Below are 26,663 nucleotides of genomic sequence, written 5' to 3' on the forward strand. Positions count from 1 at the left end.
TCTTCCCCTCCCTATTACGACAGCACTTTTTTATAATCCCGCACATCAATTTTTCCTGTGACTGCTTCATATATGAGAGATTGGCGGTATTCTTTAAGTTTGTTTATTTGATCCTTAATTAAAACTATTCCATTACTAATTTCATTGTTAGCTTCATATAGATATGCTCCGATAGACAATTGCTCTTCAAGTGGTGGGCAAGGAAAGAGTCCATTCTTTATAGCTTCTTTTGATAAACCGTACCTTGTAACCCCGTTAGCTCTTGAATAAAATTGCTCTCGAATTTGTGATGATTTTAATAGATAAAATAGATACAACCCATTCAGAACACTTTCCTTTGGGCGTAAAAGAGCAAGGTGATATCCACATAAAACACCATCTAAATCCTCCCCAACCCAAGTAGGAATTGCTATATCTAATGGTGATTCGGAGTCTTTGGTAATAATTACATCATTTTTCTTTAAAGTGAAATTTTTTATCTGTTCTGGCTTAGCCGTAGCTTTCATAAACTCAATTTTATTTGTGATTTCGTCATTATAGTAGACATCAACATAGTTACAAAGCAAAACAGGCGTTTCATTTTCAACAGTCTTTTTATCAACATTACTTGATTCTATTTGCGATAAATTTTTCATTTTTTTTAATTCCCAATGCTCTGGTATTTGACCTATAAAATCCACATTTGAATCCTTCATATTCACATCAGGATTTAATCCTTTTGTCACTACTTCCGTTATGGTCGCTTGACGTTTTTCTTCGAGTAATTCGATCAGTTTTTCTTTGTTTGCTATAAGAGAATCGATTTCAGATGTTTTATTATCGAGGAAACATACAATGTTATTCTGTTCTTGATTAGGAGGAACAGGCATTGATAAATTTGCATATTTCTCTGCACTTACATTTTGAATTGTTGCTTGGATAGTATTTTCTCTGATCCAATCTGCATACAACATCGTTTGAGTATAATAATATACCAATTTCGGATTTACTATATTTTCATTGGCTCTGTATCGAATTAAATAACCTGCGAAACATGCCTCTAAATCACCTTTATGAATATATGCTTTACCAACAGTTGCACCACTTCTTGCGAGCAATATATCTCCGTTTTTCAACATATAACCTTTAGCCTTTTCATATGATAGTGACTTAAAAGTTTCATCTTTTAGGTTTCCTTGTGAATCTAAATCCGTAATTCTAATGTACCTTGGTAAGTCTCTGTCATCTAATTCAGCAGATTCATTTGCACCATACATCATTCTTTCACTTGATAAATATTTCCATTTTACTACATTCCAATTTTCGGGCAATTGTTCTAACCAATCAACACCGCTCGGATGATAAACATAATGATTTTCCATCACCCCATCACCTTCTTCAACTTCTCCAAGATGCTCTCTTCCAATGCTTTGATCTCTTCCTTGATGACGGCTGAGCTTCTTAGTGCAGTATATTGATAGAAATGGCGAGTGAATGGAATTTCATACCCAACTTTTGTTTTGCTCTCGTCAATCCACGCATCAGGAACATGAGGCTTTACTTCACGTTCAAAGTATTCATGAATATCTTCTTTTAAAGGTACATTTTCTGTATCACGTAGGTCTGTGTCTGGCTCTGGATTACCTTTACCGTCAACACAAATGTCAGCCATTTCGTCTTTCTCAGATAGTACATTTAAGATTGCTTTTAGTAAAGGTGAACCTATCGTTAATCCTTTGTCCTTAAACAATTTCTTTAACATTTTCGTGAATTCTTCTCGGTTCTTGTACTCTATATCTGATTGAATGGACAAAAGGGCATCTACAATGTCTTGTTGCTGTTGCTTTCCAACTTCAATCTCTTTTGCTCCTGTCTCACCTTTTTTCTTCGATTTAGCTAAGTTTGCAAAGGCTGTTTGAGTGGAAAGCTCTTTTACTCTCTCTTCATCAATTTTAAAGTTCAAACGTAATGGTCGTTCAACAGTAATCTTATGGTAGCCAAAGTCCTCATTGTCAAAGAGTTTAACATACTCACCTTCTTTTAAATCTCCATATAAGCGAACAATCTCGTTAATATGCTCTTCTGATAGTTCATTTCGCTTACTACCCATACTTTTCTTCATCTTTTGATAGAAATGAACGCCATTTACAAGCTGAATCTTACCTTTTCTCAAAGGATTTTTTGCATTGGTTAAAATCCATACATACGTTGAAATGCCCGTATTGTAAAAAAGGTCATTTGGCATAGCTACGATCCCTTCAACCAAATCATTCTCTATCATATAACGGCGAATTTCACTCTCTCCACTACCTGCATCCCCTGTAAACAAAGGCGATCCATTCATGATAATAGCCAGACGTGAACCTTTAGGATTGTCTGCTGATACAGGCTTCATTTTAGATACAAGATGTTGTAGGAAGAGAAGTTGTCCATCCGAAATTCTCGGTAATCCTGCTCCGAAGCGGCCATTTAAGCCCATGTTTTCATGTTCTGCTTTTACCACCTTTTCACTTGGTTTCCACTCCACACCATAGGGAGGATTGGTAATCAAATAATCAAATTTCATATTAGAAAAAGCATCATTTGATAATGTATTACCAAAACGAACATTCTTAGCTTCTTCACCTTTAATCAATGTATCGGCTTTACAAATGGCATACGATTCCTCATTGATTTCTTGTGCAAAGAATTCAAGCTCTGCTGTAGGGTTCATTTCCTTTAAGTATTCTTGTGCCACAGAACCCATTCCGCCTGTTCCTGCACATGAATCATATAATGTCTGAGTAATACCTGGCTTAGTCAAGATGTCTTCATCTTCAAGGAATAATAGATTGACCATTAGCCTTACAACTTCTCTTGGCGTGTAATGATCCCCCGCCTCGGCATGCTCACTAAACCTACGAATTAATTCTTCGAAGATATATCCCATTTCGACATTTGAAACAATTTCTGGATGTAAGTCAATTTCGCTAAAACGCTTTACAACAAGGTATAGTAAATCATTGCGATCCATCTTTTCAATTTGCTTATCAAAGTCAAAATACTCGATTATATCCCTTGCCGTTTGTGAGAATCCATTTATGTAATCACGTAAATTATCTGCAATATTATCTGAGTCACTTAATAGTTTAGAAAAATCATACTTACTGATGTTACTGAACTTCTGTTTTGCTTCACGATTTAAAATTTCATCCCTTGACTCTTCTGGAAGGTTTTTAAACTGCTCATGTTTTTGCAATACAGCTTCTTTTGTATCATCCAGTACACAGTCAAATCTACGCAATACAGCCATCGGCAATACCACTTTCCCGTAGTCGTCTGGTTTGTATGGGCCACGTAGAATCTCAGCTATCGACCATATAAAGTTTACTTTTTCTTGAAAGTTTATCATCTGTTGTTTGCTCCTTATCACTTACTCGTTTATAAATTCATTCTATCAGTAATTACTATATAACAAAATAATTTTCCAAATATAAGAAATGAAAAAAGGATAGATTTAATTCATCCACCCTTCTTCCCAATTCTTTATTCTAATAACCCTTCTGGATGTTGCTCCCACATTTCCTTCTGACTTGGCTTGTTTAGATAAAACGTATAATTCGACAAATAAAATATATACTTATCCATCAAATCAACAAGCTGATCAATCTTATCAAATTTGTGTTCATATTGCTCTACGAGAGTATATAGCCTCATATTATTTTCATCTACTATGACTTGTTTATCTATCTTTTCCTCAAAGATGCTCTTCTTAGCACAAATTAACTTGAATATATCCGTAGTCTCATTCGTGAATTGGCAAGTAACAAAAGCATTTTGCTTGCGATCTGCGAAATACAATTCAAAATCGATGGCAGTTCGCCCTGCTCCATAGCGTAATTTGTTAATATCCATCGTTCTCTTCTCTCTAAAGAAAAGAGGATACTTAATTTTACTTCTTAATTCCCTTACAATACATTCGTTAGTCCTTTCACGAACAGACTTCCTTACATAGCCTTCGTATTCGTTATTCGGTGTACGGTGCTGACAACTACTAACGTACTTATCAAACGTAGTCGTATAAGTGTCTATTCCTTGTAACCTTGGTAAATTATCAATAACCTTTATGATGTGTAGTTGATTCAATTCATCTAAAATTTCAAGGAGATTTGGATTAATTTCAACTGCATAAAACTCTATTCGTTTATAATTAATACTACTTACTAACTCAGCAACTGTTTCCAAAAAATTGTTTGAAAAGGATACTGCCCCCCAAATTACTATTGAATTATCAGGAGCTTTTAAAATGAGTTTCTGAATTGACTCAAAGTGAGCCTTATCTGTTGGCTTAATTTGGTTTTCAACAAATAAAAACTTTCCCTGTTCAGTTTCCGCATAGACATCAATCTTACTGCCTTGATAATATTTTTCTAATTGGATTGCATTTATTTCTTCTGAAACTATATCCTCTAATGCTTGTTTATTACAAAGCGTAATATATAGATTTAAGATATTCTCCCTTTCACTATTGTTCCTGCTCATTTCATTTCCCACCTTTAATCTAAATAAGAGGAGAGGAAAAACTCTTCCACTCCAAACGTTATCTACGCACTTATACCCTTTTTAAATTCATCTACAGCCTGCATAACCTCGTACATATCTCCGATTAACGTTTCTTTTTCCCAATCTAAATCAATGATCACATCTACTAAAGACAATAAGGACTTCTTTGCTTGTGGCGTAAATTCATCTACTCCTTCTACTGCAAAACTATTAGACATAACTAATTGTTCAAATGTTAGCGAGCTTCTAACACTATGATTAGTAGACACTTCTAACAAATCAATGACATCCACTTCCAACGCCTCTGCTAATTTAGAGACAATAGGATAACTTGGACAATTTCTTTTGTTTTTCTCCAATTTATGGATATATGTTGGACAAATACCCGTCTTGTCCGACAACTGTTGCAATGAATACTGCTTTTTTTCCCTCAGATAAAATAGCATACTCCCAAAATTTTTATTCATTGATCTTCCCTTTTTCATTTTCTGTCACCCTCCTAAACGTTTTCGCAATTACGAAATCCTGTTTTGTAAATCAAATACCTTATATGATAGATTTGGAGTTGACATTTGATAACCCACGAAAACATATCTATAAGTATTTCTCGAAGAATTCCATTGATGTTTTCTAAGTAACAACATGAACTTCGTCTATCCTGAATTGTTTATTCCTACCTCCCTATTCCTCTTTGCGTAATACCGTTTTCTCGACAACCACAAAAGCATTTACTCCTAATACAGTTACCTTAAATATAATTGAATACATCTAATATCCTATTCAGTTATCTTTGCAACATTTGAAATCTCCCTCTATTCAAGCATTTATCCTTTAACCTTAGTCCTTCATCCTACTCTCCTTACATCTATTCTCTCGAACCAGGTCGAACCGTTTTCATATAGAAGAAAACTTGCATTTGTACGAAAATATCAATTAAGGGAACTTCGCCCTTAAATCTAATACCAAAGGAGAGTAAGAAAATGACATTACAAAAACTATTTACACCCAAGCTATCCAAATTAGGAAAGAAGGCTTATATGAGCAAAAAGTTAGATAAAGTACGAACGGAATTAAAAGAGCAGGGATACTCAGGAGTAGAATATATGAATAAAGTTTTTGAAGCGAAGCAGGTGTTAGAGAAAGAACTGGCGAATGGCATCATTCGGAAGTATTTGAAGCTCACAGCAAGCAACAAGAAAATCTTTCAAACTCATATCCTTGGTCACAACCTTACTCCCCTCTTTCAAACTTCTGATAAAGCCCACTATCAACTACCACCATCAGTAAAGACAGATAAACAATTCACTGATTACATCTCCAAACAAAATCTATTCTCCACTGTATTTCCTTCGTTTAAGCGTTTTGATGAAGGGAAATGGGAACACTGTATCTTCTCAAAAAATCACGTAGGGTGGATTTCAAAAGATAACAAAGGGTACTATCGCTACTTCTCTAAGAACGTAAAAACGGCTGTAACCATTGGATTTTCTTTACTTGATTTAATTGAGATAGCATGTTCAGATGACAACATTGGAAAGCCTATGGGATACCCAACGGCTCGTAGAAGGCTTGCTACAATCCTTAACGTCAACTACAGAGATTTGGAATACGTTAAATATCAACAGAAAAAATATCAAAGCAATCAAACAATGATTGATGAAGCATCCGATTGGGATACCCTCTACCCCAACCTCTACTCGATTACCAAAAGTCAGCTTTATATCTTAGATGAACTCCATCAATTCGCCTTTCAAAATATTACTGAAAGACGACACGCCATCAAGAATGATACTGTATTCTTTATCTCCATTCGTCACCTTGCCAAGCTCGTTAATGAAAAATACGGAGTTGAAAGACACCCTTCCACTTTTTGTGTGGCTATCAGCCTCTTTGCAGTATTAGGTCTCCTCCACAAAATTCCGTCTGAAATCCTCAATAACAAAGAAGAATTACTTCAAATCGCCCACTCCATCCAAGGTAACAACAATCATTTTCATCTAATTACCTTCATGACAATTCCGTACTATGATTCAGAACTTCTGAGAAAAGCTGAGAAAATGGCAAAGCGACTAAGAATGAATAAAATTACTACTGCAAAGCAAATTACGGGTAAGAATTTAAAAATTGTGCTTGGGGAGAAGAAAGCTAAGTCCATAATAAATGTACGTGAAGTTTCCATTATGAAATTGCAACCAGATAAACTTGAAAGGGTAGCAGAAAAATCTCTTATGGACTTTCCGTATGAAGCGTTTGAGGAGGGTTTGGTGAAGAATTTGGAGGAGACTCCTGAAGAAGAGATTTACTCATTGCAAGACTCTTCCCTATTTGATCTACCAGCTAAAGAGCTGTATGAAATGTCATTACAGCATTTTGAACAGCAAGAGCAATACAATGACTTTGAAGAAGTAGATTAGAGTTGAAAAAGACACGTAAAAGCATCGGTATCAAAATACCGATGCTCCTTTGTATTGATATGTGATATTAAACTAACGCTCTTTAGTTAAAGAAGATATTCTGAGTTGCTCATAATTCAAGGAGTTGGTTGATTCTTCAAGTCTATAATCGCCAACATAGAATTATCCTGAATGATTCCTGTATCTACGAAACCAAATGAAGCGTATAATGTTTTAGCTATGACATTACTTGAATGATAGAAGAGGGCTACATATTCAGCTTCCCCATATGGCATATTTTCAATATCCATCAACACTTTTTCAAAAGCAAGTTTTCCATATCCTTTCCCTTGGTAACTTCTATCAATCATATTATGCCAAATAAAATAACTTTTTTTGCCATAGAAAAGTTATTTTTTAAATGATTCATGATCTAACGTATCGTAAATATACATCAAAAATCCAACCATCGTATCATTCGCATAAATAGCTAATGGCGAAGCTGGTGTACCGTCTGTGTTCAACATATGAGCGTCTGCAAAGCATCTAAGGTTAGTAGTTTCTAATATAAATTCTTTCTGGTTTTCTTCAACTTCAAGTGCTATTACTTCATCTATGTTATCCCCGTTTATTTTTCGTAATTCAATCATTTGTTTATCTCCTCTCTAAGTAAAGCGACTCTTTCCATTATTCTCAAAAATATTTATTGAAGCACCCCGATAGTTGAATTAAATTATTTATTTACCCAAGTAGGAATAAAATCTCCAAAATATTTACCGATTTTCTGAACTTCAGTCATTATACGTCTTATTCCAATTTCAGTAAGAAACCAGTTATCTTTAGTTATTCCATGTCTATCAACAACAGGTGAGACAAGAAACTCTACCTCTTTTGGAAATTCGTGTTGATAACATAATAATGCTCGCCGAGAGTGTCCTGCCTTACAAACAATTATAGCTTTATTAAAAGATATATCTTTATCTCTTAGAACTTTTAAAGAAAAACGAGCATTCTCCAAGGTATGTTGTGCTTTATCTTCTTTTAAAATTACTTCCTCTGGTAGTCCATATTCAATTGCAATTTTACTTAGATATTCCCACTCGGTAGATCCTACGTGTGGCTTATATCCACCAGATGGGAGTATGTACGGTGCGAATCCTTGTTTATATAAATCAACTGCTTTTTCCATTAGCTGAGGATGGTTTGCACCAGGAACTAAAATAACATCTGCTGAAGAAATTTCTGTTTCTACGAAAATAAATTCAGTAATACAATCAAAAGGATAAGTCATCAGTAAATTTCCCCTTATATAAAACAAATACGTTACGGTATCGTAAGTTGGATAACCTTTTAAAGAGCCTCGGAATAAGCCCTTTGCTCTCATGTTGTAGGTATAATATAATCTTTTGTAAACGCAGGTTTATGAAATATGGTATAGCATCAGTGCCAATTTTATCTCTTTGTTATCGTCATCACTTATATGAAATGTATAGTTTGACCATGTTTCGTCTGAATCACCATTAAACATTAAATAATTAGGATGCTGTGTAATTGCTTCTTTAGCAGTGTCGACTACGCTACTAAAATCTTTATTAGGTACAAACATAATTACGGCAGTCTTTGAATCTCGCCAAGTTAGATAACCTAATAGCTGATCTATTGTTTTAAGGAAGCCCTTTTTGCCTGACCAAAATTTACACTCTCCAACAAAAACATTACTACCTTCATAGCGTAATAAAATATCTGTCTTTCCACTTTTATTAAATGTTTCACCTGTTGCACTCCCACCAAAATGTGGCTCTAATAGCATTAAAAAGTGATCCCTTAAATCCTCTTCACCCTTATTAGAATACACTGATGGCTTTCTTTCAAATTCTTTCCCCATATCATTGATTATTTTTAATATATCAAAATAAACTTCTTGGCTTAAAACAGGAGTGGGTGTAAAGTCCTTCGCAGTTTGAACAGGTTTTAAGTTAATTTTCTTTTTTATTTCTGGCGATGGAATAGAAAATGTATAAGACACATTATCTTTTTTTCTTATAGGTACAGCTAATGAGGCATATTGTTCTCTTCTTTTTAAAATCTCTTCTTTTCTCAAATTAACAATGTTTAAAATATGTGGCTCCAAAACACCATTGTACTGCCTAATATCATTATTCAAATTATTAACCATTCCTTGTAAACTGTTAATAAAAGATTCGTATTCTTTATTTATTCTCTGCACATCATCGTAAAACTGAACAAATCTCAACACTAACATATTTGAATTTATATATGCCCTTGGTGGTGATAATGTAAAAGTAGAAGGTCTATAACTCAATAGGTCTGAATTACCAGAATACGGTACATTAAAATAATAAACCTGCTTTGGGTAACTTTTACCACTAACTACATGAAAGTCATACGGGAAATCCTCTGCCTTAATATATTCTTCTTTCGGTTCTGCATATGCTTCCTCGGTGTGTATTACTATTTCATTTAACTCATATTTGCTCTTTAAATGTTGTAAATATTGCTGTGTACCCACGTTTAGTAGATAATCTTCTGTTTCTTTCCAAATTTCAGTTTTAAGTTGATTTTTCATTTCTAATAGATAGTTGGATATATCATCCTTATTAAATAATAATTCTGATCTGTAATACATAATTTCACCTCAATAAGCGTTATATGGAGAACTTCTTATTTACTAACCAATAGCTATAAACGAGCTTATCATTGTGGATACTTTCACTACCACTTATTGCAAAATCAATATGTACTTCCCAATGCTCAGCACTACCATTTGCATGAAACTCCATAAATGATTTATGTAATGGAGTAGATTCATTTCAAGCTATTAAAAAAATTTCATGGCATGGCAAGTTTCCTTTTAGTTAGAAAATTTTGCAACTAATTAACTAAATAGTAAACCAAAAACTGTAAACTTACTATAACGTTATTTGTGTTTTATGAATTCATAAGATACATCTATAACACATTTACTATATACAGCGTCAGTAAATACAGAGTTAGAATGCTCTATACTATATGTAGATTGTTTGTTGTATTTCTTAGTGGTGTTGACAATTGTCAAACCAGTTCATTTTAAGTTCTATGGAAATTGAGTATTACATCAATGACAGCTCTTAAACAACTAAAAGTTGTTCCATTAGAAGAAAGGTTTTAATTGTGTTTAGGAGATATTCAGTAGGAATTGCAAAGGGGCGTTCGCAAATATGTCTATAAGACATACTTACTGAATTTGCAGTATCAAAAGTACATAAAAGAGATAGTAGATAATCTCATTTAAAGATGTAAATTAGCTCTAAGAGTTTTTAATCAAGTAATATATAAGTGATTATTGTTCCGTTTCCCAACATCCTATGAACCTAACAGCCATAAGGGGTAGAGCAATTTTAAACGATCATTTTAAATATCGAGGACTCAAACAACATAGAACCGTTTTGCTATTTTTTCTCTTCCAGGTTTCGCTTATGATAAACATAACAAGTTTCATTCGCTTACACTAATACCCCATACAAAAGGAGAACTTCTATATGACCTACGAAATGCTCTTAGAACGCCTTAACAATACCCCTATCAAAATTAACCCACAGCTTCTTAAAATCTGTATTAAAGATTGTATATCAGTGATTAGAGATGCCGAGAAGTTTATTGGTGATGAAATGATTTCAAACGGTATCAAGGTAGACAATAACTTCATGTCCGAACAATCAATAATTAATTTCTGTAATCAATTCTTTGTTAGAAGATATAGCAATAACACGCACTACATTCTTGAAGACAATGCAAAAATAAGTCTAAGTAAACTATCTGAGCATTTCCCAAGAGAATCTTTTGTTATTGCTTATATCGAATATCGAAAATGTCTACTTTTAAAGAAGAAGTATGAAGCTATTCTCCAACATGAAAGAGATGGCTTTATTCAGCCCAAATTCTCTATCAATTCGGTCGGAAACATCTACACCTCTAAACCTGCTCTTACACTTCCACATCAGTTTCTTAACGCTATTTTCGATTGTAAATCTCACCATTTCAATACCACTGAAGACGCAATGGCCGCTATTGCTAATGCAAAAGAGAGTTCTGAAATTATTACAGTCATCAATAAAACCGTCTACTATCGGAACGAAAACTATGAAAAAGAGAAAGAAATGGATAGACAAGCATTTATTAAGCATGTAGAAGATGGCTTAAACGATAACCTTATTATTTTTCTGTTTGAAGAGTGGGAATATGAACTCGAATATTATGGCTTAAATCATCTGCCTGAACTTTTCTCTTAAAGTATTATTCCATAATACTCCCTAAGAAGGAGGACACTAATAACGATAAAGAAAAAGCATTTCAAGAAGTTCAACAAAAGCAAATTAAAACTGCCGATCTCCGAGTAAAAGAGCTAATGGAAGTTATCAATAACTTAAAGGCTAAAGATAAGAACAAGACCTAAGCAAATTTTAACTTTTAAACAGATAGGCCCTCTTATTGAGGGCCTTTGCTGTTTCTTATATTTTCTCACTTTCTGCATATAAGGTAAGACATCTACTAACAGAAAGGAGAAGGCTTTATGACTACGACATTAACAACTAAAAATAAAAGTAAGACCAATCATGGTAAGGTGTTTGAGAAAGAGTTCTTCAACAGCTTTCCTTCTGAGATTTTTGTTCAGCGGTTAAAAGACGATACGATGAAGTTTGCGAACGTAAAGAACAGCTATGATTTTTTTGCCTACAGTTACCCCATCATTTTTCTATTCGAACTCAAAACCACGAAGCAAAAGTCCCTTCCATTTGCAAACATCAATCAATATCAGATTGACACCCTCTTCCTTCACAATAAACAATCTGGCATTATTGCAGGCTTTGTGATCAACTTCCGATCACATGATTACCAGACATTTTTCGTTCCTGCTGAGAAAGTGCATTACTATTACTATCACGCCGACCGTAATAGTTTCCCTATTGAATGGATTCAGCAAAATGGCATCAACCTTCCTGCCACACTAATTCGCACACGCTATCGATTCGATCTTAGCCCCATTCTCGGAGATTGTGCAATATGATATTATCCATAGTGTATCCATTTTGAGAAAGTTGGGTTTTGACTAATACTCCATAAACTCTGACATTCGTTCCAATTTTGCTCTATAGCTATCCTCAGTTTCATAGGGACTTTCTTCCAAAAATTCTACCACCCTTTCGTCAACTGGCATACCACTTCGTACAAATTCTCGCATCATAATAATATCTCTCTCTTTCACCATTCTCTCCCCCTTTTTTCTCCCAATGCCACGTAAGAAATTGTTAATATGTATATCCTTTTGTTCATCCAAGCAAATAGCTTTAAAGTTGCATGTATCACATCGCTCTTTGTTCTCCGTCTTGTGAAACAGTTCCATTACTTCTGTGTCAGATTTATGTAAGTTCTCTTCTAACTCAGCCATTCTCTTTGCACTTTGTAGAATTAAATCTCGTAGATTATCAGTTTCGTATGTATCTATAACATATGATTTGCTTGTACCACTTTCTAAGAAATCATTACTCACCAGGATGTCTTGTAATTTTGCTCCATATGTATTTTCGAGATACATTGCATATAGGGAAAGCTGTAGTGCGTCATGCTGTGTCTGCTTTCCTGACTTCCAATCGACAATTCCCCATACTTCATTATCTTGGTCATGATATATAAGATCGGCTGAAAGAACAACTCTAACTCCATCCACATAAAATGAGCGGAATTTTTCTGCCTCCATTATTTTCACATTTCCTTTAATAATAAGTTCATTAATTGTTTTAGAATGGATAAATCCGCTAACGCACTTGTCTATTCTTTGCTTAATAAACTCAGTAGTATTCTCACCTAAACCACCATCATAATAAATCTCATAAAGCATAGTATTTGCTTTGGGATCTTTGTACCACAGGTTTAAATCATTTTGGGACTCTCTAAACGACTGTTCAAGCATATCGCTCAACTTTCCCCTTATTTTAGTTTTAGATAAGACCTCTCCTGTTTCCATAAATTTATTGACTTCTTCTTCAATGATTTTGTGAAGCAAATCTCCAAAGAGTAAAAACACATTTTTTAGGTGTTTCAATCGCCATGCAAGTTGGAGGATTGGTGGCTTACTATCAAATTCACCTCTCTTCGATATATGATAATTTAACGCCCACTTCATTTCGCACTCCATTAGCATCTTGTGTTTTGAAAGTGACCAGAACCCGTAGTTGTTACGCATTTATCTCTCTCCTTTCTTATGAGGTTTTCTAAGCAACTGTATTAAAAAAGACATTTTCCATCTTTCTGGAAATGCCTTGTCTTTACTCATTGATGTTTGGTGTTTCTTATATAACAAATACATATTCTCGTTCCTCCCTGGTTCAATAGTTTTCGACATCTCACATCATTAATCACAATTTACAAATGAAGGTATATCAACAGTTATTAATATATGAATTCTATAACCCTAAAACCTGATATTCAATTATGGGTTACTTATACTTCTTAGCAGTCTAATAATTTTCTCGTTCTCAATTGAAAGTTTGCTTCGATAACCTTCGGGAAATCTGGTTATCTTTCTTGGATTTTTTGGTTTAATATCCATTTTAGTTGGTTTATTCTCTATTTTATTTTCGCTTTCATCTAACTCCATGTACCATTGAAAACCTTCTTCAATCTCTTCTTCAGTTTTAGTTTCCAACAGTATCGACAGCTCTCCTATAAAATTCCTTACTTCTTCCTTCGTATAATTTAACTGCTTGCATGCTAATAACATATAGCCGAGAATCATTCTATCTTTCATCATCTTCACCTTGTTTGCGATATATTTTTTCTCATAGGAATACCATGTAAATCACTACCAAGATTGTGCTATTACATTTAAAAAAATAGTATTTTTACATAAGCTCCAATAATTAACCCGCTCAATAGCATAATGAGATCAATAGTTATGTCACGAATAGCCTCCTCTGTTACAAATCTTCTTAATGAATTGTGTATATCAAGCATTAAATCTTCCTCCTTTTTCTAATACAGTTGCCTAAGTAACACCATAAAAAAATCCACTCGTTTTCCGAGTGGATTAGTGTACTTTTTTATTCAGTTGGGCTTTATGGACTAACAAACAATTTTTCATAAATTGCTCCCTCATATCCCAAAGTATTGGTGTGTATTAGTATAATTTGTAAGGAATATAATAAACCACCTATTTTAATATGTCAATAGATCACATTCAATATATTGGAAATTGTTTGGATGCCATAATGATTGAGTTTTTATATTTTTTTTTATGAAGTGTTTCTAAATAATAAGGAAGCACAACTATCAATAAATAGTAGTTTATTAGTTGAAAAATTTATAAAGGTTTATTGCTGATTATCGGAATCATAGCTATGTGTTATCTAATCTCTATATTGGTTATATCTGCTGATTAGATAATGAATTAGAGAATGAATTAGAGAATATCAACATTACTCTTTTAGTTCCGCTTTCTTTACTACCACTGACCATAACCTTCTCTATATGCTTCTCAAAAATCCTCTTTTAGTTAGCTACTGTTGATTTCTCTCCCATTTGAAATATGATCATAGTTAAACGATCATATTAAACAAAAGCACCCGTTAGTTGAGGAACTTATTAGACTAATCCCTGTTAGAAATTTTTTCACTTATTTCTTCTAACTTCTTATCTATTTCGTTTAACCTATTTTTCGTATCATTAAAATAGTGGAAGACTCTTGATATTAAATAAATCACCAATAAAAAAAATATAATGTTTAATATAGCTCCAAAAACATCCATACTCATCATCCTTTTTAATTATTTTTCTTTCACTAATCTGCTCGTTACTTCAACAAGAAGAAGCGATTACCCTTTATTGAGCAATGGCACACATTAGCTTTTAAAACTTCATAAAGTGACTTGAATTTGGATAAAGATTTTCCTTTGAAAATCCTAAAGAAGTATAAAATTTATCAGCTTGTTCCGTATCTGTATGAAGCACCAAAATTTTATAATATATTTTTGCTTCGTCAATTATCTTCTTTACCAAACGGCTTCCTATACCATTTCTCCTATATTCTTTACTAACATAAAACCTCCTCAGCCTACCAATGGATAGTTCATTTGAAAATGGGTCTTTATTTAATCCACCAATAGCAACAATGACACCTTCTTCATTAAACACGCCAAATAAACCTTCTCCAGAATGATTAAAAGTATTACTGCCATTTTTATAATCATTAACTAATCTTTCTACAAAACGAAAACCATCTTCTTTGCTTTGCTTTACTAAACTATCCACATCAAAACTCAACAGATTATATATTTGCTTTACCTCATATTTCCCCATATGTATCCCCCTGCGAATTACGTAATTCTTATTAAACTAACCTGCTCCGTTAGCACAAGAAGCGATTGTTAGTAAAATACACCTGATAGTTGAATAAGCCAATTATTTAATCTTCTCACTCCAAATTTCTTGCGAACTTTTTATCTATTTTACAATCATCAGTTAATTATCTTTAATGGTTTCTATGCCATTCGGCAACTGATTTTGCATACTTTGCTCTTTTTAGCTTCATTGCTTCATCGACCTTATATGTTAAATCCACATCTTCAATATTTAGAGCTTGCATGATCTTTTGTATGTTATCGGAGATTGCCAATTCCTTAACGTATGTTTCCATACCTTTGGATTTATTCCGAGTATAGAAAGAAGAAAGGCTATCTCTTTCAATTCCCATTTCCTTTGCTAATGTCCAAATTTCCTTTTTATTTTTTGCGGAAGCAAAGTAAGAATGCCATTTCTCCATGTAACGTTCACTAAAATAGGCTTTTATTTCTTCATCCAATTGTTTTAATCTTTCTCTTTCCTTAGCTTCATTTATCTTAGCTTTTTTTTCATTCTCAGCACATTCAGGGCAGTTTATTGTTCGATGTTCTCTTCGTCTGTTCCAGTCATCCATTTCAACCACTTCTGTATATGTGCCTTTACCACAACTACATGGATAGTCTCTACTGTACATTTCTTCCCAACTCATAATTGTCCCCCCTATTATAAAATTTACCTTTTACAGTATTTACACTTAGAACTTCGTCTACTGTTAGGTGCTTTCTTTCTTCCATTTATGGCCATTCTCACATAACCACCAATATTCTTCTCTTGCATATGCTCCCACTTCATCAGGGCGTGTACTACCATTTTTGGTTGGATGCCATTGTTTTGCTATTTCTGGTTTTTTTACAACTATTTCTAATTTCATTAAGATAGTGAAAGGCTACGATGTAATGCCAACGTAGCTCTTATCCATCATCTACTAACTTGTTTTTACAAATTACATCCAATAATTTATAACTATTTTAACAGAGATAACACTCGATGTAGGAATGAAATTGTTGGTGTAGAAGTGGAAGATATTTAATGTAGTCTTCATAAAGTTATTAACAAAATAAAATTGTCCCAATATTGTCCTCTAATTGTCCTATAGCTGACCTTAAACATTAGTACCGTTGCGTTTATAATAAAATCAATAAAACAAAACAAGGAGAGATTAAGTGATGCATACTGGTCAGAAAATAAAGGAATTAAGAAAATTAAAGCTCTGGACACAAGCTGAGTTAGCAGATAGAGCCAAAGTTAGTGAAAGGACTGTCCGAAGGTTAGAGTCCTCTGGCACAGCAGAAAGTGCAACACTTTTATCTGTCTTAGATGCTTTAGAAACAAATTTGAGTGAACTTGATAACATCGTTAGCGAGGATGAATCTATAAAGAAAGCGAGTACAGAAAAGCATACAGATGTTAAGTTCCTTCATAGAATCCAAAGTGGTAGAGACTTGGTTAGAATCATCTCCCATGCACATCAATATGGATATGATTACCATGATTGTCATACAGAAGAGCAAACTGAAGTTGTCCAAGTATTCCTAACAACAGTTGCGGATGTATTAGATATATGGGACATTGTTGAAATCGGTCAGAGATTTGACTTAGAGAATAATTTATCAAAGGAGATTAAACACCTGGAGGAACTTGGCTTGTGGGTATTCGGTGATCGTCAGATTAATAAGAAGGATAATTGGATTACTGCTATTGTTGAGATTTACTCTAAAGAAAACCCTTTGATTCAAAAAGTAAAATTAGATAAAGACTTAATGCGAAAGAACAAGTAAAACACTTCGGTATGCGAAATCATAAAATTAGCCAGCTCAGTAAACTAACTGCCTGGCTTTTCTTTATTTACTGAATTCACAGCAATACCTTTCTGGTTAAATCAGATTCCTCTTTGTTCTTTTGCAATGTTTCATATTCTTCTTCAAAACACATAAACCAATAACCCAATTCATCTTGCTTGCAGATGGCACTTCTTTGTTCTGATAAACCTTTCGCATTATAATTGTATGCAGATACCCTTTCTAAATCAGATTCTAAGTCATAATAGCGATATATCATTAAGACGTTTGATTTTTGAACTGCATTCTTCCTTACTATCAATTTGTTTAGAAATTTAATTCGATCACATGATTCTACATTTTGAATTCCTATCACATTATGTGGAATGAAACCTTCTTCTGTATCAGAAAAGATCTTATCGATTGTGTCTTCATCTTTATTCCATTGGTTTTCTCTTTCTAAATGCAGTGCAAGAAGCACATAATTCTCTTTATCTATTCTTTCATCCCACTTCCACCAAGCGAGATCCATTGGTCTTGACCGATCCTTTTTCTTATCATATTTTGCATCTTCAATAAAACTATCAAAACCAAGCATTTCGCCCAAATTTGCAAAGTAATCAATTTCCCTTTGAGTAAACATCGAGCGATTATGAATTCTGGACAAATTCAACCTTCTATAATTACGAACGTATCCCTCAAAAAATTGTATTAAGTCAAGATATTGTTTCTTCATCGGTTTATCCCTCCTAATTCTTCTTGTCTATTTTCATGCCTATCAAATCTACTCCTGAACTAACAAACTAAGTTCATCTTTATCTGGATACTTTGATCCAAAAAAGTATGAATAAAATCCCCATGCCACTTGCACTTCTTCAAATGGCTCTTTTAGTAACTCTGCCTGTTGCTTAAAACTACTATAGACTTCTGGTTTATCTAACACCAACAACATAATTCTTTGAAGTAATGTGAATGGTTTTGCTTCCATTACTTTCTTTCCAGTTCTTATTAAACCTCTATCGACTTCCCTTACAAGTCCATACCGTAAGAGGAAATCCAACTTTTTACATGTACCTGTATAAGATAATCCATATATCTCAGAAATTCGCTTCTTAGATAATCTACAAATTTGCTCATTATCCTCATTCTCAGCCAGGATACCAAGTAATTTCTTATAGCCATCAACAGTCTCTTTGATTCTTATAACCGCTTCAGTATTCAAGATGCACCTACTTTGTTTTTTTAAATTTGCAATAACCTCTATGCCTGCCATTTATTAATGTTGTGCTATTTGATATTAGTTACATTATTAATCAACTTATACAGCCCTTTACTAATCCTTTCAAAGTCACTGTAAACAATTGCATGATGGCTCGGAGCATTCACACAACACTTTGAAGTAATATGTGTTCGAATCGTTGATTCCTTGAATCCAGAATCATTTTTCAGCATAAATTTTACTACCTCGCTAACAGTAAACTCATTGACTCCTTTATTCCCCACAATAGTTCTAACTACGGTTAAAATTTCTTCCCTACAAGTTGATTTCTTATACGACACTTGCTTAGAGGGAATAGTTGATTTATCCAAGCTGTTTCTATTTTCCACTTTCTTACCTTTAGATCTATTCCAAGATGGACTAAGCGTATTGATTAACTCCCATTCGACTTCAAATCTATTAGTAGTATCATAAAAGTAAAGTTCAACATTGTAATTGTTTATTGAATTCTTATAAATCTCGTTATTTATCCTACAATTAGTTGATTGGCCTCCAACAAAACAATTTCTCGGTGATATGTTTCCATATCCCAAGTTAAAACGGTTTGCAAGATTTTCGCATTCTCCTACATACTTAATTTCTTCGTCTATTTTTATAAGATAGACTCCTTCTCTCCTAAGCTCTCTTGAAATCGCAAACCTACAAAATGGCCCCTTGCCATACTTATGTAACACAAGATCATTTGAATTCTCATACTTATTCTGAGGATAGAATGCCTTAATGTTGTCGTCTATTTCTTTTTCAGGTGCGATGTCATAAATGTGTTCGAAGCTAAAATCACAAACATGTAAATTATCCACCTTCAATGCCCCCATTCAGGTTATCTAAAACATATTCATCTATACTCCTTTTAATATTTTTAGATTAGCACAAACAAATTAATACAGATAGTAATTGGAGTGTGTGATTGATTGTTGTGATTGCAGTGAAAGATTTTTAGTAATCTGGTTTTACTCCTGATTCCTTCCTTTGGAAAATTCATATTTTTATTTCGAGTCAATACTCTACCTTGTAACAAAAAATAAGAAGCCAATGTATGTTCCAAATATGAAAATTATAGATACACCTTCAATAATACTTTCTTATCCTAAGGGGATGACATATGGACTTTTTTGAATTTACTTTTAAACAAGGGGATACTTTTGAACATAAATTCAAATCGATAGAGAAATACGTAGGTAAAAACATCAAAAACAAAATAAAACTTAGTTGGAAACCAATAGTAGTTATTCAAATCTTTAAGGAGAGGCGTACAGTATCGCTTGAAAAAGATTTATACGATCTAAACAGGATATATAATCAAACGTTCTTAGTTAAAATATTTGGTGGTGCTACCTTATTTAATCAGGTCTCGCTTAATATAGAGTATATAACTAATGACCAATGTTGGAAGGTAACATTTGTGAACCACGATCCTTTAGAGGGATGGCGAAACCTATCGTAATTACATCAGATTGGACATCATTAGTATTCATAAAAAATTTCGGGTTGGATTTATTGGTTCTCCAACCCTCTCTAAAAATAAAGTGGCTTTTTGCCAATATCCAAATAATTTGATAACTCTTTTTCATATTTTTTTGTACACTTAATTTAGTTTCAGAGGAAGAAAATGTATAATACCTTTTTCCTTCCTTTAATTGTCCTATAAAACGCTATATTTTAAGGTTCATATTTTTGCAAGGAATGATGATGACTTTTGTTGAGGTATTTAAGGGTAGAATTGATTTCACATAATGTCTGCGAGTTAGCTTACTGCCTTTTCATTAGACATTGGGGCATACATATCAGGTTCCTCTAATTTTAAGATCTCATTATCAATGCATTTTCTGAAATAGAGCTTGTTATAATCAAAGTACACTTTAAAGAAGCCCTCTTCTTCCCAAACCATATCAATATATTCCTTTTTCCTTTTTCCACCTAATTCGTAATTGTATATATATTGAGCAACGTTTGAAATATCGTATTTATCTCTATCTTTAAACTCCAAAAACAGAGGCTCTGAACGATTTAAAGCATAGTATCGTATAAGATCGTTTAAATCTTCGAATATATAGTTTGGAATTGTATCTAAATCATTAAGGAACTTATTCACTACAGTTGAATTAATTAAATCAAAGTCACTTTCTTCAATTGTGCTTTTTAATTCATCCGATTCAAAACAATTTGGTAATGACTTTATTAATGTTTGATATGCCTTTTGATTGTTTTCATAAACCAACACTTCACAATTTTTATATCTAACTTCACCGTCTACTGAGAGAATCGGCAGTGAAAATGAATAAAAACCTACTGGAATTGTTTTAATAAAATCTACTCTTTCCAAGTCAGTTGTATCAACAGAATCATCAGCGATTTTAATAAACTCCTCTATTTTCTTTAACGGGATAAGTCTTGGTGCTGTTTTTATATTTACATTACTTAATTCATTCCAGATACCTTCACCCTCGTATAATTTCTTGGGATTAACCCATGCAATCTTATTTTGCCAACTGTCAATAAAACTAACGATAAAGGCTTTTTCAGTACCTCCTGCTTTTTCCCCTCTTAAAGCCCTCCCTATCATTTGTGTCATTAATATTTCTGATATCGTTGGTCTTGTCAAGAAGACAGTTTGTATATTGGGGATGTCAGTTCCTTCTGTAAGGATGTTTACATTTATCAACACGTCTAATTCATTATTTCGATATTTTTCAATAATTTCTTTGTTTGCTTTAGACAAACCACTATCATCTACAATATCGTTATCAGATGAAATAACGTATTCAGATTTTATCCCTCTATCAGTAAATAATTTATTCAACACAATAGCATGTATCTTATTAATCGCAAAAACCAGAAGTTTTCCATATTCATCTCTATTATCAATATACTCTTGCACAATCCTGTTATTTCTTAACTTATTTTCCGATATATGCTTTGCAATATCTTTAGGGATACTGTCCAACATTTCAATAGTTTTAATATCCTTATCGCTTAAATCCGCTCTCATATCTACATAAGTTTTCAATTCCTTGAAGATTGGCTTTGCAAGGATTCCTCTACTGATTAAAGTTCTTAAAGATACCTCATACACGATGTCATCCTTAAAGACTTTCTTCAACAGTCCCTTTTCCTCTTCTGCTGTTCTAAAAGGAGTTGCTGTTAAACCTAATATTCTAAGCCTATTAGCCTTTTTATCTATAACCTCTATAATCTTTCTGTAAGTTTTTGCAGTGGCATGATGGGCTTCATCAATAACAAGAAATATATCATCATGGTATTTTAACCAATTTTCTATTAAGTGTTCTTTTCCTCTATACAGACTGTCTTTACTTGCAATAATAAAATCATCTTCTCTACTTATATTGCGACACCTATCATGCACACCTGAAATAATTCTATAACTAAAGCTCTTCCTTTTATTAAGCAAGATAGAAAAAGAGTTCTTTTTAGCTGATGTTAGGGCTTGTTCCAGTAACTCATGTCTATGAGCTAACCAAATAACTTTCTTATTCTCATTAATAATATTTCTTAGCACCCATTGGACTGCCGTTTGCGTTTTACCTCCACCAGTTGGTAACACTAACAATCCTGAGAATCTTTTTGCTTCACTTTTTCCTATCGCCATATCCAAGGCTTTCAACGCCTCTTTTTGATGCAAATATGGCTCACTCGGTTTTCTTTCTTCACACACTTGAATTTTTCCTGCATACTTGTTTTTAACTGACTTTTTCATTTGTTTTTCCTCCGACTCCACAACGGCTATTTTTGTTTGTTTAAAAAGACGCAAAAAAGACTGATTTACTTAGTACAGACATAATTGCAGAAAAATCCTTATTCCTACCTCACTTCCAGACATACTTGTCCCAAAGTTAAATAGTAGAAATACTGGATCTGCAAAAATGTAAATCTAAGTAAATCAGCCTTATATAGCTGTATAAGTGAATAAAAAAACAATAGAAAAAAATATATAAACTTGCAGATAATATATTAAATTGTTTTTATACTGTACTATCAATTTTGACTATTGTCAACGGTTTTTGTTTTTTTATTTACCCAAAAAAGAACCGAGAAAACGTACCAAAACGGTAATGACTCTCGATTCTTTTGGACTTTACAATTTTAAATGATTCTCTCCTATGTTCTGATAGCAACCTATTTACATCAGGTTGAACTTGAATTACGAGAGAAGAACTTGGTTGCTTAGTGTCTGTTCTCTCTACTTATCACACCTTTGTTTAAGTAAATACTTAAAAAAGCTAATTGATGTTTCATTTGAAAGATCAATACAAGCTAAATCTGTATTCTCAATTTGCAAGAAAATAGTTTTAAAGTAATCATCATCATACACAACTAAATAATCATCAACTTTATCGCCTATTCGGTCTATTCCAATTAGATTGTGTTCATAAAAGGTGACTACATGCTCATTATCGATCTGAAATCCAGTTTCTTTCTTGTAATACGTCTTATTTATCAAATCATCATATATTTCATATCTTACTTTAACCTTTGAATTTTCCATGTTTCTAACTCCTTTCTTATGTTTAGATTGTATTAATGGGCTATAGAATAAACCTTCCAAATTCAGTTAGTTCCCTTATTATCAGTTTATATGTAATTTATTTTTTACCAAAACTGATCGTTAATATGTTTCAAGTGCAGTAACCTTCTTTACACTTTGATATGGTAACTGGTGGGGCTTTCCTAATCCTTAATCCTTGCCGTCTACTTTGTTTCCATCTAAAAAACCTTGGGCAATTCCGCTCCCCCGCTTCAATCCCTCTTTCCCTTCTCCCGCTTTTTCTCACTCCTTTTCCCATCTTTGTGTATAACCTGTTAATATCTAACCATTCTTTTCACTCTTCTTTTCCTTAATTCACATCTTATCCCCACCTTCCCCCTACCTTACTCCATCCTGCTCACCAAGTTTTACAAAAAAAGAACCGAATGGCGTACCGTTGGTACGCTACCCGATCCTTTTCTCTTTTTTAGATTGCTTCTTCTTCATATACCTCAGCCAGTAACTCACAATACAAGTTACGGGTGAAATTAAACTGACTGTACACATGCTTAAATTCCTCTTCGTTTTGCAAGCCTAACTCTAATATCTCCTGTAATGCTTCCTCAATCATATCTATATGATGGAAGATTTGATCAGAGATATCATCAAATTGCTTATATAATTCAGGATTATAAAAATACTCTTTTACTAAATATTTAAGCGGAATAACGTTTGATAAGAGAGTTGTAGCTAATCTTAACGGCTTGTTAAAGGTGTCTTTAAGACTGTAGTGATAGGATTCACTTACAAAGATTCGGATACTGCTTTCAAGATTCTTAGATTGGGTAATTGCTGATTGTAATTGTAATTTGTTCATTTCGAGGTCTCCTTTATATGGGGTTTAGTTTGATTAAGCGTCAGATGGGAGTGCTTGAAGAAGTAGGCTTAGCACATCCATGAGGAAGTTCATCTAATGCTTATGTTTTAATTATACCCTGTCAATTAATATTTACAATCCTTCGAGTGTCGTACCCCTGTCGAACCCCTTTAAACCTTGATACTAAAGGCTTCGTACCAACGGTACGTCATATCTTTTTATCGGCCCAACCAGGACTTAAAGAATCAGGAATAAACATAAAGGTAGCTGTCTCTTTGAAATTAAGTTCTTCCCCGCTTTCCCTCCCCTTCTCCCACTTACCTTCACGCCCTTTCCCTTCCTTAAACCTTCTCACTATTACGTAATTCAAGTTCTTCCCAAAAAACCACCCTTTCGGGTAAAATTCGTACCGATAACGGAACAGTAAGGAAGGTGAAAATGTAATTAAGTTCTTCCATAGTAGGAGTAAGGATTAAGGTTGAAAAGATGGTTGACCAGGTGTTTTTTCAGGCTTTTCTTCACGCCTTTTTTCTTACTTGTTTACAACCTGTTGATATCTAACTCTTCTTCACTCTTTTCCTCTAACCTTATCCCTAATCTGTGTATATTTTGTTGATATCGCAGTATTCCCTTCTCTTTTTCTTTCCCTTTATTCACAACTTATCCCCTTTTTGTTCAAACCTTTCTAACACGATTTTTCACCCTTTTTTATCACACAAAAAAGAATCGAATGGCGTACCGATGGTACGCAAATCGATCCTTCTCTCTTGCCTTATCCTCTACCTTTTTAAAGGATGCCTTAATTTCTTACCTGTTGTCTTTCTTTGTGTATTGTCATCCAGTGTCCATCTCCAAAACTAAAGCTAATGTCCTTAAAGCCTTCGGCTTCTAATTCCTCTTCTATATATTCCATTAAATCTCTACCATCTATTTCTGCATTTACATCTTTGACAAGCATATTCAGTCCATAGTGATATTCTTGATATTCTAACACCCTATCTCCTAATAGGTTCAATATTGATTTTGCAAATTTTGAGTTATTCATTAATCGAGGTCTCCTTTGAGGTTTATTTTTTGTGGTTAAGCATGATGGGAATGCCAGAGAGGTATTTGATGGCATATCCTTTGAGGTGAGCGTCAATTGCTTATGTGTTAATAATACAACGGAAAAAGGCGTGATTCAATAGATTGGATGTCGAACCCCCTTTTAACACTTGATACTACAGGCTTCGTACCAACGGTACGTTTCCCGATCCTTCTGGAGTCTACATACATAGTTGTCAGCTCCCGCTTTCGCCCCTGTTCAGATACCAACTTATTTACAACAGGTACGAACTTGAATTACATAGGGAAGAACTTAAATGCGAAGAGACAGTAGCACGAAGAAATGGAGCCAAAATTTTAGCTTTATCTGCTTCTATTCAATCATTTGTTCATATAAAAAAGAATCGAGACGTACCAACGGTACGTTCCCGATTCTAATATAATCGCCCCTGTCCCCCTCAGTCTTGACCAGACTTTTTTCTTTAAGAACAAAGTTTTTTAGCTTAGCCTAAAGATTTTTGGGTGGGTACACTTCTCTTATATAATTCATTAATACAAAATAATCCTCAAAATACATGAGTAACTCTGAGATTGCCCTAAATATTAACCCATTTGTTGTTTCATTATAAACGTAGTTATCCTCATTCTTTTTAAAAGTCTGGCCCATAAAATGATCGAAGTTTTCGCTTCAGTTTTTCTCTATCCTCTAACATCATCTTTATAGAAACTAATTTTGTTAATCTCCATTGATCATCATATCCTGATAAAAAGGTTTGCATTTGAGAATCATTTGCTTTCTTTTTGTCAAAATTCCCTTTTTCTGTCTCCATCTTCTTAACCTCTCTTATCCTAATACCTTAGTTATATACTCCTGCCAATAAGATTCATCCCCATCAATTTCGTGAATCCAACAGTACATTAACAAAATTTCAAGAAATTGCTTTTTCCCTCTGATAAATGGTTTATTAGATATTCTTCTATGTAGAGAGTTTATATTAAATAAATTGGTTTTTTGTTTATAGTCATACTCATATTTCCTCCAACCATCTTTGCTTTTACTTCTATGTTTTACATCCCACGTTTCCTCATTATTAAAAAATCGGGACACATAGTCTGATGCAAAAGCAAGTAAGTTCACCTGATATTTGTTCCACGTCTTATTAATCCACTCCTCTACTTCTTCTGAAATATAAAGATTTTGAAAATCCAATTTTGGATTACTTTTGATACGATGATGGTCTTTTATAAAGAGGAAAAGCATTTCCGTTTGGTCTTTCAGGTAAGAATTTTTCTTTATAAGCTGAGCGTAACATTCATACGAAACACTCCGAAACTCTTGTTCAGTATTGTATAGATAAAATAAATCATCTTTTTTAAGGAAACTAATAATGGAACGATTAAGCTGTTTGTCAAAATCCTCAAAGATTCTAACCAACCAATCTTGAAGTTCAGGTTCATAGTCTCGAAGTGATTTTTTATACTTTTCAAGTCGCTCTTCGTTTAACACAGTCTTTTCGTCTAACTTTGAAGCATCAAGGTACTGATTAAAATATTCAAAAATATAGTTCATACATGTTTGCATATTTTGAGGTTTAGATTCAATATCAAATTCATTTATTTGATCTTCTTTTTTTCTTTTGGAGATATATTCTTCAAGAGAAAGCATCTCTTTTCACTCCCTTTACTCTTTCTATCTTCTTTTTATTTATTATACATAAGTTCAATTAGAAATTTTAACTTCATTTCCTTAACCCTTTCCCTCTACTATGTCCTCGAATTTTAATAACGTTCCCCCGCTCCACTTCCCCCTTTCTTCCTCAATCGCTTCTCCCTCTAAGGCTCACGCCCTTTTCCCACTCTCTTCCTCTTTCATTTAAAGAATAATAACGTTCCC

At 33.5% G+C, this 26,663-nt stretch carries 28 protein-coding genes; 5 read left to right on the forward strand and 23 right to left on the reverse strand.

Annotation, left to right across the window (positions count from 1 at the left end):
* Positions 1 to 14: 14 nt before the first annotated feature.
* The 4 genes from A6754_RS22080 to A6754_RS22095 form a co-directional block, all read right to left on the reverse strand.
* Complete coding sequence (locus A6754_RS22080) at positions 15 to 1,361, reverse strand: restriction endonuclease subunit S (RefSeq protein ID WP_066451144.1); 1,347 nt, start codon at positions 1,359 to 1,361, stop codon at positions 15 to 17.
* Positions 1,361 to 3,370, reverse strand: coding sequence for a type I restriction-modification system subunit M (locus tag A6754_RS22085; RefSeq protein ID WP_066451154.1), 2,010 nt, complete (start codon positions 3,368 to 3,370; stop codon positions 1,361 to 1,363). Before A6754_RS22085 ends, A6754_RS22080 begins: the two co-directional genes overlap by 1 nt.
* 134 nt (positions 3,371 to 3,504) lie before the next feature.
* Positions 3,505 to 4,500, reverse strand: a complete 996-nt coding sequence (locus A6754_RS22090; RefSeq protein WP_066451156.1) for a hypothetical protein — start codon at positions 4,498 to 4,500, stop codon at positions 3,505 to 3,507.
* Positions 4,501 to 4,562: 62 nt separating this feature from the next.
* Positions 4,563 to 5,006, reverse strand: a complete 444-nt coding sequence (locus A6754_RS22095) for a helix-turn-helix domain-containing protein (RefSeq protein ID WP_066451158.1) — start codon at positions 5,004 to 5,006, stop codon at positions 4,563 to 4,565.
* A 495-nt stretch (positions 5,007 to 5,501) separates the two neighbouring features.
* Between A6754_RS22095 and A6754_RS22100 the strand changes: the two genes are divergently transcribed.
* Positions 5,502 to 6,935: a hypothetical protein gene (locus A6754_RS22100; RefSeq protein ID WP_066451161.1), complete on the forward strand. Its 1,434-nt coding sequence runs from the start codon at positions 5,502 to 5,504 to the stop codon at positions 6,933 to 6,935.
* Positions 6,936 to 7,051: 116 nt separating this feature from the next.
* On the opposite strand, the gene A6754_RS22615 is transcribed toward A6754_RS22100, so the two are convergent.
* The 4 genes from A6754_RS22615 to A6754_RS22115 all read right to left on the reverse strand — a co-directional run bounded on the left by A6754_RS22615 (position 7,052) and on the right by A6754_RS22115 (position 9,561).
* Complete coding sequence (locus A6754_RS22615; RefSeq protein ID WP_371806985.1) at positions 7,052 to 7,297, reverse strand: GNAT family N-acetyltransferase; 246 nt, start codon at positions 7,295 to 7,297, stop codon at positions 7,052 to 7,054.
* 27 nt (positions 7,298 to 7,324) lie between these two features.
* Positions 7,325 to 7,564 carry a hypothetical protein gene (locus A6754_RS22620; RefSeq protein WP_082851790.1) on the reverse strand — a complete coding sequence of 80 codons (240 nt, stop codon included), beginning with the start codon at positions 7,562 to 7,564 and terminating at the stop codon, positions 7,325 to 7,327.
* Positions 7,565 to 7,647: 83 nt separating this feature from the next.
* Positions 7,648 to 8,205 carry a YdcF family protein gene (locus tag A6754_RS22110; protein WP_066451163.1) on the reverse strand — a complete coding sequence of 186 codons (558 nt, stop codon included), beginning with the start codon at positions 8,203 to 8,205 and terminating at the stop codon, positions 7,648 to 7,650.
* 129 nt (positions 8,206 to 8,334) lie between these two features.
* The gene (locus tag A6754_RS22115; protein WP_066451165.1) at positions 8,335 to 9,561 is read right to left on the reverse strand and encodes a hypothetical protein; all 1,227 of its coding nucleotides are present in this window, start codon (positions 9,559 to 9,561) and stop codon (positions 8,335 to 8,337) included.
* A gap of 892 nt (positions 9,562 to 10,453) precedes the next feature.
* Between A6754_RS22115 and A6754_RS22120 the strand changes: the two genes are divergently transcribed.
* Both A6754_RS22120 and A6754_RS22125 read left to right on the forward strand, forming a co-directional pair.
* Entirely contained in the window at positions 10,454 to 11,203 is a 750-nt protein-coding gene (locus A6754_RS22120; RefSeq protein WP_066451167.1) for a hypothetical protein, read from the forward strand.
* Between the two features lie 281 nt (positions 11,204 to 11,484).
* Positions 11,485 to 11,979: a Holliday junction resolvase RecU gene (locus A6754_RS22125; protein WP_066451170.1), complete on the forward strand. Its 495-nt coding sequence runs from the start codon at positions 11,485 to 11,487 to the stop codon at positions 11,977 to 11,979.
* Between the two features lie 42 nt (positions 11,980 to 12,021).
* On the opposite strand, the gene A6754_RS22130 is transcribed toward A6754_RS22125, so the two are convergent.
* The 6 genes from A6754_RS22130 to A6754_RS23425 all read right to left on the reverse strand — a co-directional run bounded on the left by A6754_RS22130 (position 12,022) and on the right by A6754_RS23425 (position 16,179).
* Entirely contained in the window at positions 12,022 to 13,155 is a 1,134-nt protein-coding gene (locus A6754_RS22130) for a PD-(D/E)XK nuclease family protein (RefSeq protein ID WP_066451173.1), read from the reverse strand.
* A 246-nt stretch (positions 13,156 to 13,401) separates the two neighbouring features.
* Complete coding sequence (locus A6754_RS22135; RefSeq protein WP_066451176.1) at positions 13,402 to 13,719, reverse strand: hypothetical protein; 318 nt, start codon at positions 13,717 to 13,719, stop codon at positions 13,402 to 13,404.
* 77 nt (positions 13,720 to 13,796) lie between these two features.
* The gene (locus tag A6754_RS23340; RefSeq protein ID WP_257299029.1) at positions 13,797 to 13,925 is read right to left on the reverse strand and encodes a hypothetical protein; all 129 of its coding nucleotides are present in this window, start codon (positions 13,923 to 13,925) and stop codon (positions 13,797 to 13,799) included.
* Between the two features lie 891 nt (positions 13,926 to 14,816).
* Positions 14,817 to 15,266, reverse strand: coding sequence for a GNAT family N-acetyltransferase (locus A6754_RS22140; protein WP_066451185.1), 450 nt, complete (start codon positions 15,264 to 15,266; stop codon positions 14,817 to 14,819).
* Positions 15,267 to 15,438: 172 nt separating this feature from the next.
* The gene (locus tag A6754_RS22145; protein ID WP_019156565.1) at positions 15,439 to 15,957 is read right to left on the reverse strand and encodes a hypothetical protein; all 519 of its coding nucleotides are present in this window, start codon (positions 15,955 to 15,957) and stop codon (positions 15,439 to 15,441) included.
* 63 nt (positions 15,958 to 16,020) lie between these two features.
* Positions 16,021 to 16,179 (reverse strand): zinc-ribbon domain-containing protein, encoded by a 159-nt coding sequence (locus tag A6754_RS23425; RefSeq protein WP_082851791.1) that lies wholly within the window; start codon positions 16,177 to 16,179, stop codon positions 16,021 to 16,023.
* A gap of 295 nt (positions 16,180 to 16,474) precedes the next feature.
* On the opposite strand from A6754_RS23425, the gene A6754_RS22150 reads away from it, so the two are divergent.
* On the forward strand, positions 16,475 to 17,086 hold the full coding sequence (locus tag A6754_RS22150; RefSeq protein ID WP_066451193.1) for a helix-turn-helix domain-containing protein: 612 nt from the start codon (positions 16,475 to 16,477) through the stop codon (positions 17,084 to 17,086).
* Positions 17,087 to 17,162: 76 nt separating this feature from the next.
* Here the strand turns inward: A6754_RS22150 and A6754_RS22155 are convergent, their stop codons facing one another.
* From A6754_RS22155 to A6754_RS22165, 3 genes are all read right to left on the reverse strand, one after another.
* Positions 17,163 to 17,822: a hypothetical protein gene (locus A6754_RS22155; protein WP_066451195.1), complete on the reverse strand. Its 660-nt coding sequence runs from the start codon at positions 17,820 to 17,822 to the stop codon at positions 17,163 to 17,165.
* 48 nt (positions 17,823 to 17,870) lie between these two features.
* Positions 17,871 to 18,308, reverse strand: coding sequence for a hypothetical protein (locus tag A6754_RS22160; RefSeq protein WP_066451197.1), 438 nt, complete (start codon positions 18,306 to 18,308; stop codon positions 17,871 to 17,873).
* Positions 18,309 to 18,373: 65 nt separating this feature from the next.
* The gene (locus A6754_RS22165; RefSeq protein WP_066451200.1) at positions 18,374 to 19,165 is read right to left on the reverse strand and encodes a GIY-YIG nuclease family protein; all 792 of its coding nucleotides are present in this window, start codon (positions 19,163 to 19,165) and stop codon (positions 18,374 to 18,376) included.
* Between the two features lie 302 nt (positions 19,166 to 19,467).
* Between A6754_RS22165 and A6754_RS22170 the strand changes: the two genes are divergently transcribed.
* Complete coding sequence (locus A6754_RS22170; RefSeq protein ID WP_066451202.1) at positions 19,468 to 19,809, forward strand: hypothetical protein; 342 nt, start codon at positions 19,468 to 19,470, stop codon at positions 19,807 to 19,809.
* A gap of 300 nt (positions 19,810 to 20,109) precedes the next feature.
* On the opposite strand, the gene A6754_RS22175 is transcribed toward A6754_RS22170, so the two are convergent.
* The 6 genes from A6754_RS22175 to A6754_RS22200 all read right to left on the reverse strand — a co-directional run bounded on the left by A6754_RS22175 (position 20,110) and on the right by A6754_RS22200 (position 26,435).
* The gene (locus A6754_RS22175) at positions 20,110 to 22,080 is read right to left on the reverse strand and encodes a DEAD/DEAH box helicase (RefSeq protein ID WP_066451204.1); all 1,971 of its coding nucleotides are present in this window, start codon (positions 22,078 to 22,080) and stop codon (positions 20,110 to 20,112) included.
* A gap of 483 nt (positions 22,081 to 22,563) precedes the next feature.
* Positions 22,564 to 22,869, reverse strand: a complete 306-nt coding sequence (locus A6754_RS22180) for a hypothetical protein (protein WP_066451206.1) — start codon at positions 22,867 to 22,869, stop codon at positions 22,564 to 22,566.
* Positions 22,870 to 23,335: 466 nt separating this feature from the next.
* Positions 23,336 to 23,725 (reverse strand): hypothetical protein, encoded by a 390-nt coding sequence (locus A6754_RS22185; RefSeq protein ID WP_066451208.1) that lies wholly within the window; start codon positions 23,723 to 23,725, stop codon positions 23,336 to 23,338.
* A 799-nt stretch (positions 23,726 to 24,524) separates the two neighbouring features.
* Entirely contained in the window at positions 24,525 to 24,770 is a 246-nt protein-coding gene (locus A6754_RS22190) for a hypothetical protein (RefSeq protein ID WP_066451209.1), read from the reverse strand.
* 649 nt (positions 24,771 to 25,419) lie between these two features.
* A complete protein-coding gene (locus tag A6754_RS22195) occupies positions 25,420 to 25,599 on the reverse strand; it encodes a hypothetical protein (protein ID WP_066451210.1) in 180 nt (59 codons plus the stop codon).
* A gap of 14 nt (positions 25,600 to 25,613) precedes the next feature.
* Positions 25,614 to 26,435, reverse strand: a complete 822-nt coding sequence (locus tag A6754_RS22200; protein WP_066451213.1) for a hypothetical protein — start codon at positions 26,433 to 26,435, stop codon at positions 25,614 to 25,616.
* Positions 26,436 to 26,663: the final 228 nt, after the last annotated feature.

Source organism: Cytobacillus gottheilii (genome assembly GCF_001636345.1).
Lineage (GTDB): Bacteria > Bacillota > Bacilli > Bacillales > Cytobacillaceae > Cytobacillus > Cytobacillus gottheilii.

Excerpts from the sequence above, each read along its gene's own strand:
- A6754_RS22170 (WP_066451202.1), top strand. The coding sequence starts at position 19,468 with ATGGACTTTTTTGAATTTACTTTTAAACAAGGGGATACTTTTGAACAT.
- A6754_RS22120 (WP_066451167.1), top strand. The coding sequence starts at position 10,454 with ATGACCTACGAAATGCTCTTAGAACGCCTTAACAATACCCCTATCAAA.
- A6754_RS22620 (WP_082851790.1), bottom strand. The coding sequence starts at position 7,564 with ATGATTGAATTACGAAAAATAAACGGGGATAACATAGATGAAGTAATA.
- A6754_RS22100 (WP_066451161.1), top strand. The coding sequence starts at position 5,502 with ATGACATTACAAAAACTATTTACACCCAAGCTATCCAAATTAGGAAAG.
- A6754_RS22150 (WP_066451193.1), top strand. The coding sequence starts at position 16,475 with ATGCATACTGGTCAGAAAATAAAGGAATTAAGAAAATTAAAGCTCTGG.
- A6754_RS22175 (WP_066451204.1), bottom strand. The coding sequence starts at position 22,080 with ATGAAAAAGTCAGTTAAAAACAAGTATGCAGGAAAAATTCAAGTGTGT.
- A6754_RS22080 (WP_066451144.1), bottom strand. The coding sequence starts at position 1,361 with ATGGAAAATCATTATGTTTATCATCCGAGCGGTGTTGATTGGTTAGAA.
- A6754_RS22145 (WP_019156565.1), bottom strand. The coding sequence starts at position 15,957 with ATGAGTTGGGAAGAAATGTACAGTAGAGACTATCCATGTAGTTGTGGT.
- A6754_RS22185 (WP_066451208.1), bottom strand. The coding sequence starts at position 23,725 with ATGAACAAATTACAATTACAATCAGCAATTACCCAATCTAAGAATCTT.
- A6754_RS22125 (WP_066451170.1), top strand. The coding sequence starts at position 11,485 with ATGACTACGACATTAACAACTAAAAATAAAAGTAAGACCAATCATGGT.
- A6754_RS22115 (WP_066451165.1), bottom strand. The coding sequence starts at position 9,561 with ATGTATTACAGATCAGAATTATTATTTAATAAGGATGATATATCCAAC.
- A6754_RS23425 (WP_082851791.1), bottom strand. The coding sequence starts at position 16,179 with ATGAAATTAGAAATAGTTGTAAAAAAACCAGAAATAGCAAAACAATGG.
- A6754_RS23340 (WP_257299029.1), bottom strand. The coding sequence starts at position 13,925 with ATGCTTGATATACACAATTCATTAAGAAGATTTGTAACAGAGGAGGCT.
- A6754_RS22155 (WP_066451195.1), bottom strand. The coding sequence starts at position 17,822 with ATGAAGAAACAATATCTTGACTTAATACAATTTTTTGAGGGATACGTT.
- A6754_RS22190 (WP_066451209.1), bottom strand. The coding sequence starts at position 24,770 with ATGAATAACTCAAAATTTGCAAAATCAATATTGAACCTATTAGGAGAT.
- A6754_RS22130 (WP_066451173.1), bottom strand. The coding sequence starts at position 13,155 with ATGCGTAACAACTACGGGTTCTGGTCACTTTCAAAACACAAGATGCTA.
- A6754_RS22180 (WP_066451206.1), bottom strand. The coding sequence starts at position 22,869 with ATGGAAAATTCAAAGGTTAAAGTAAGATATGAAATATATGATGATTTG.
- A6754_RS22085 (WP_066451154.1), bottom strand. The coding sequence starts at position 3,370 with ATGATAAACTTTCAAGAAAAAGTAAACTTTATATGGTCGATAGCTGAG.
- A6754_RS22110 (WP_066451163.1), bottom strand. The coding sequence starts at position 8,205 with ATGACTTATCCTTTTGATTGTATTACTGAATTTATTTTCGTAGAAACA.
- A6754_RS22090 (WP_066451156.1), bottom strand. The coding sequence starts at position 4,500 with ATGAGCAGGAACAATAGTGAAAGGGAGAATATCTTAAATCTATATATT.
- A6754_RS22200 (WP_066451213.1), bottom strand. The coding sequence starts at position 26,435 with ATGCTTTCTCTTGAAGAATATATCTCCAAAAGAAAAAAAGAAGATCAA.
- A6754_RS22195 (WP_066451210.1), bottom strand. The coding sequence starts at position 25,599 with ATGGAGACAGAAAAAGGGAATTTTGACAAAAAGAAAGCAAATGATTCT.
- A6754_RS22135 (WP_066451176.1), bottom strand. The coding sequence starts at position 13,719 with ATGAAAGATAGAATGATTCTCGGCTATATGTTATTAGCATGCAAGCAG.
- A6754_RS22095 (WP_066451158.1), bottom strand. The coding sequence starts at position 5,006 with ATGAAAAAGGGAAGATCAATGAATAAAAATTTTGGGAGTATGCTATTT.
- A6754_RS22140 (WP_066451185.1), bottom strand. The coding sequence starts at position 15,266 with ATGGGGAAATATGAGGTAAAGCAAATATATAATCTGTTGAGTTTTGAT.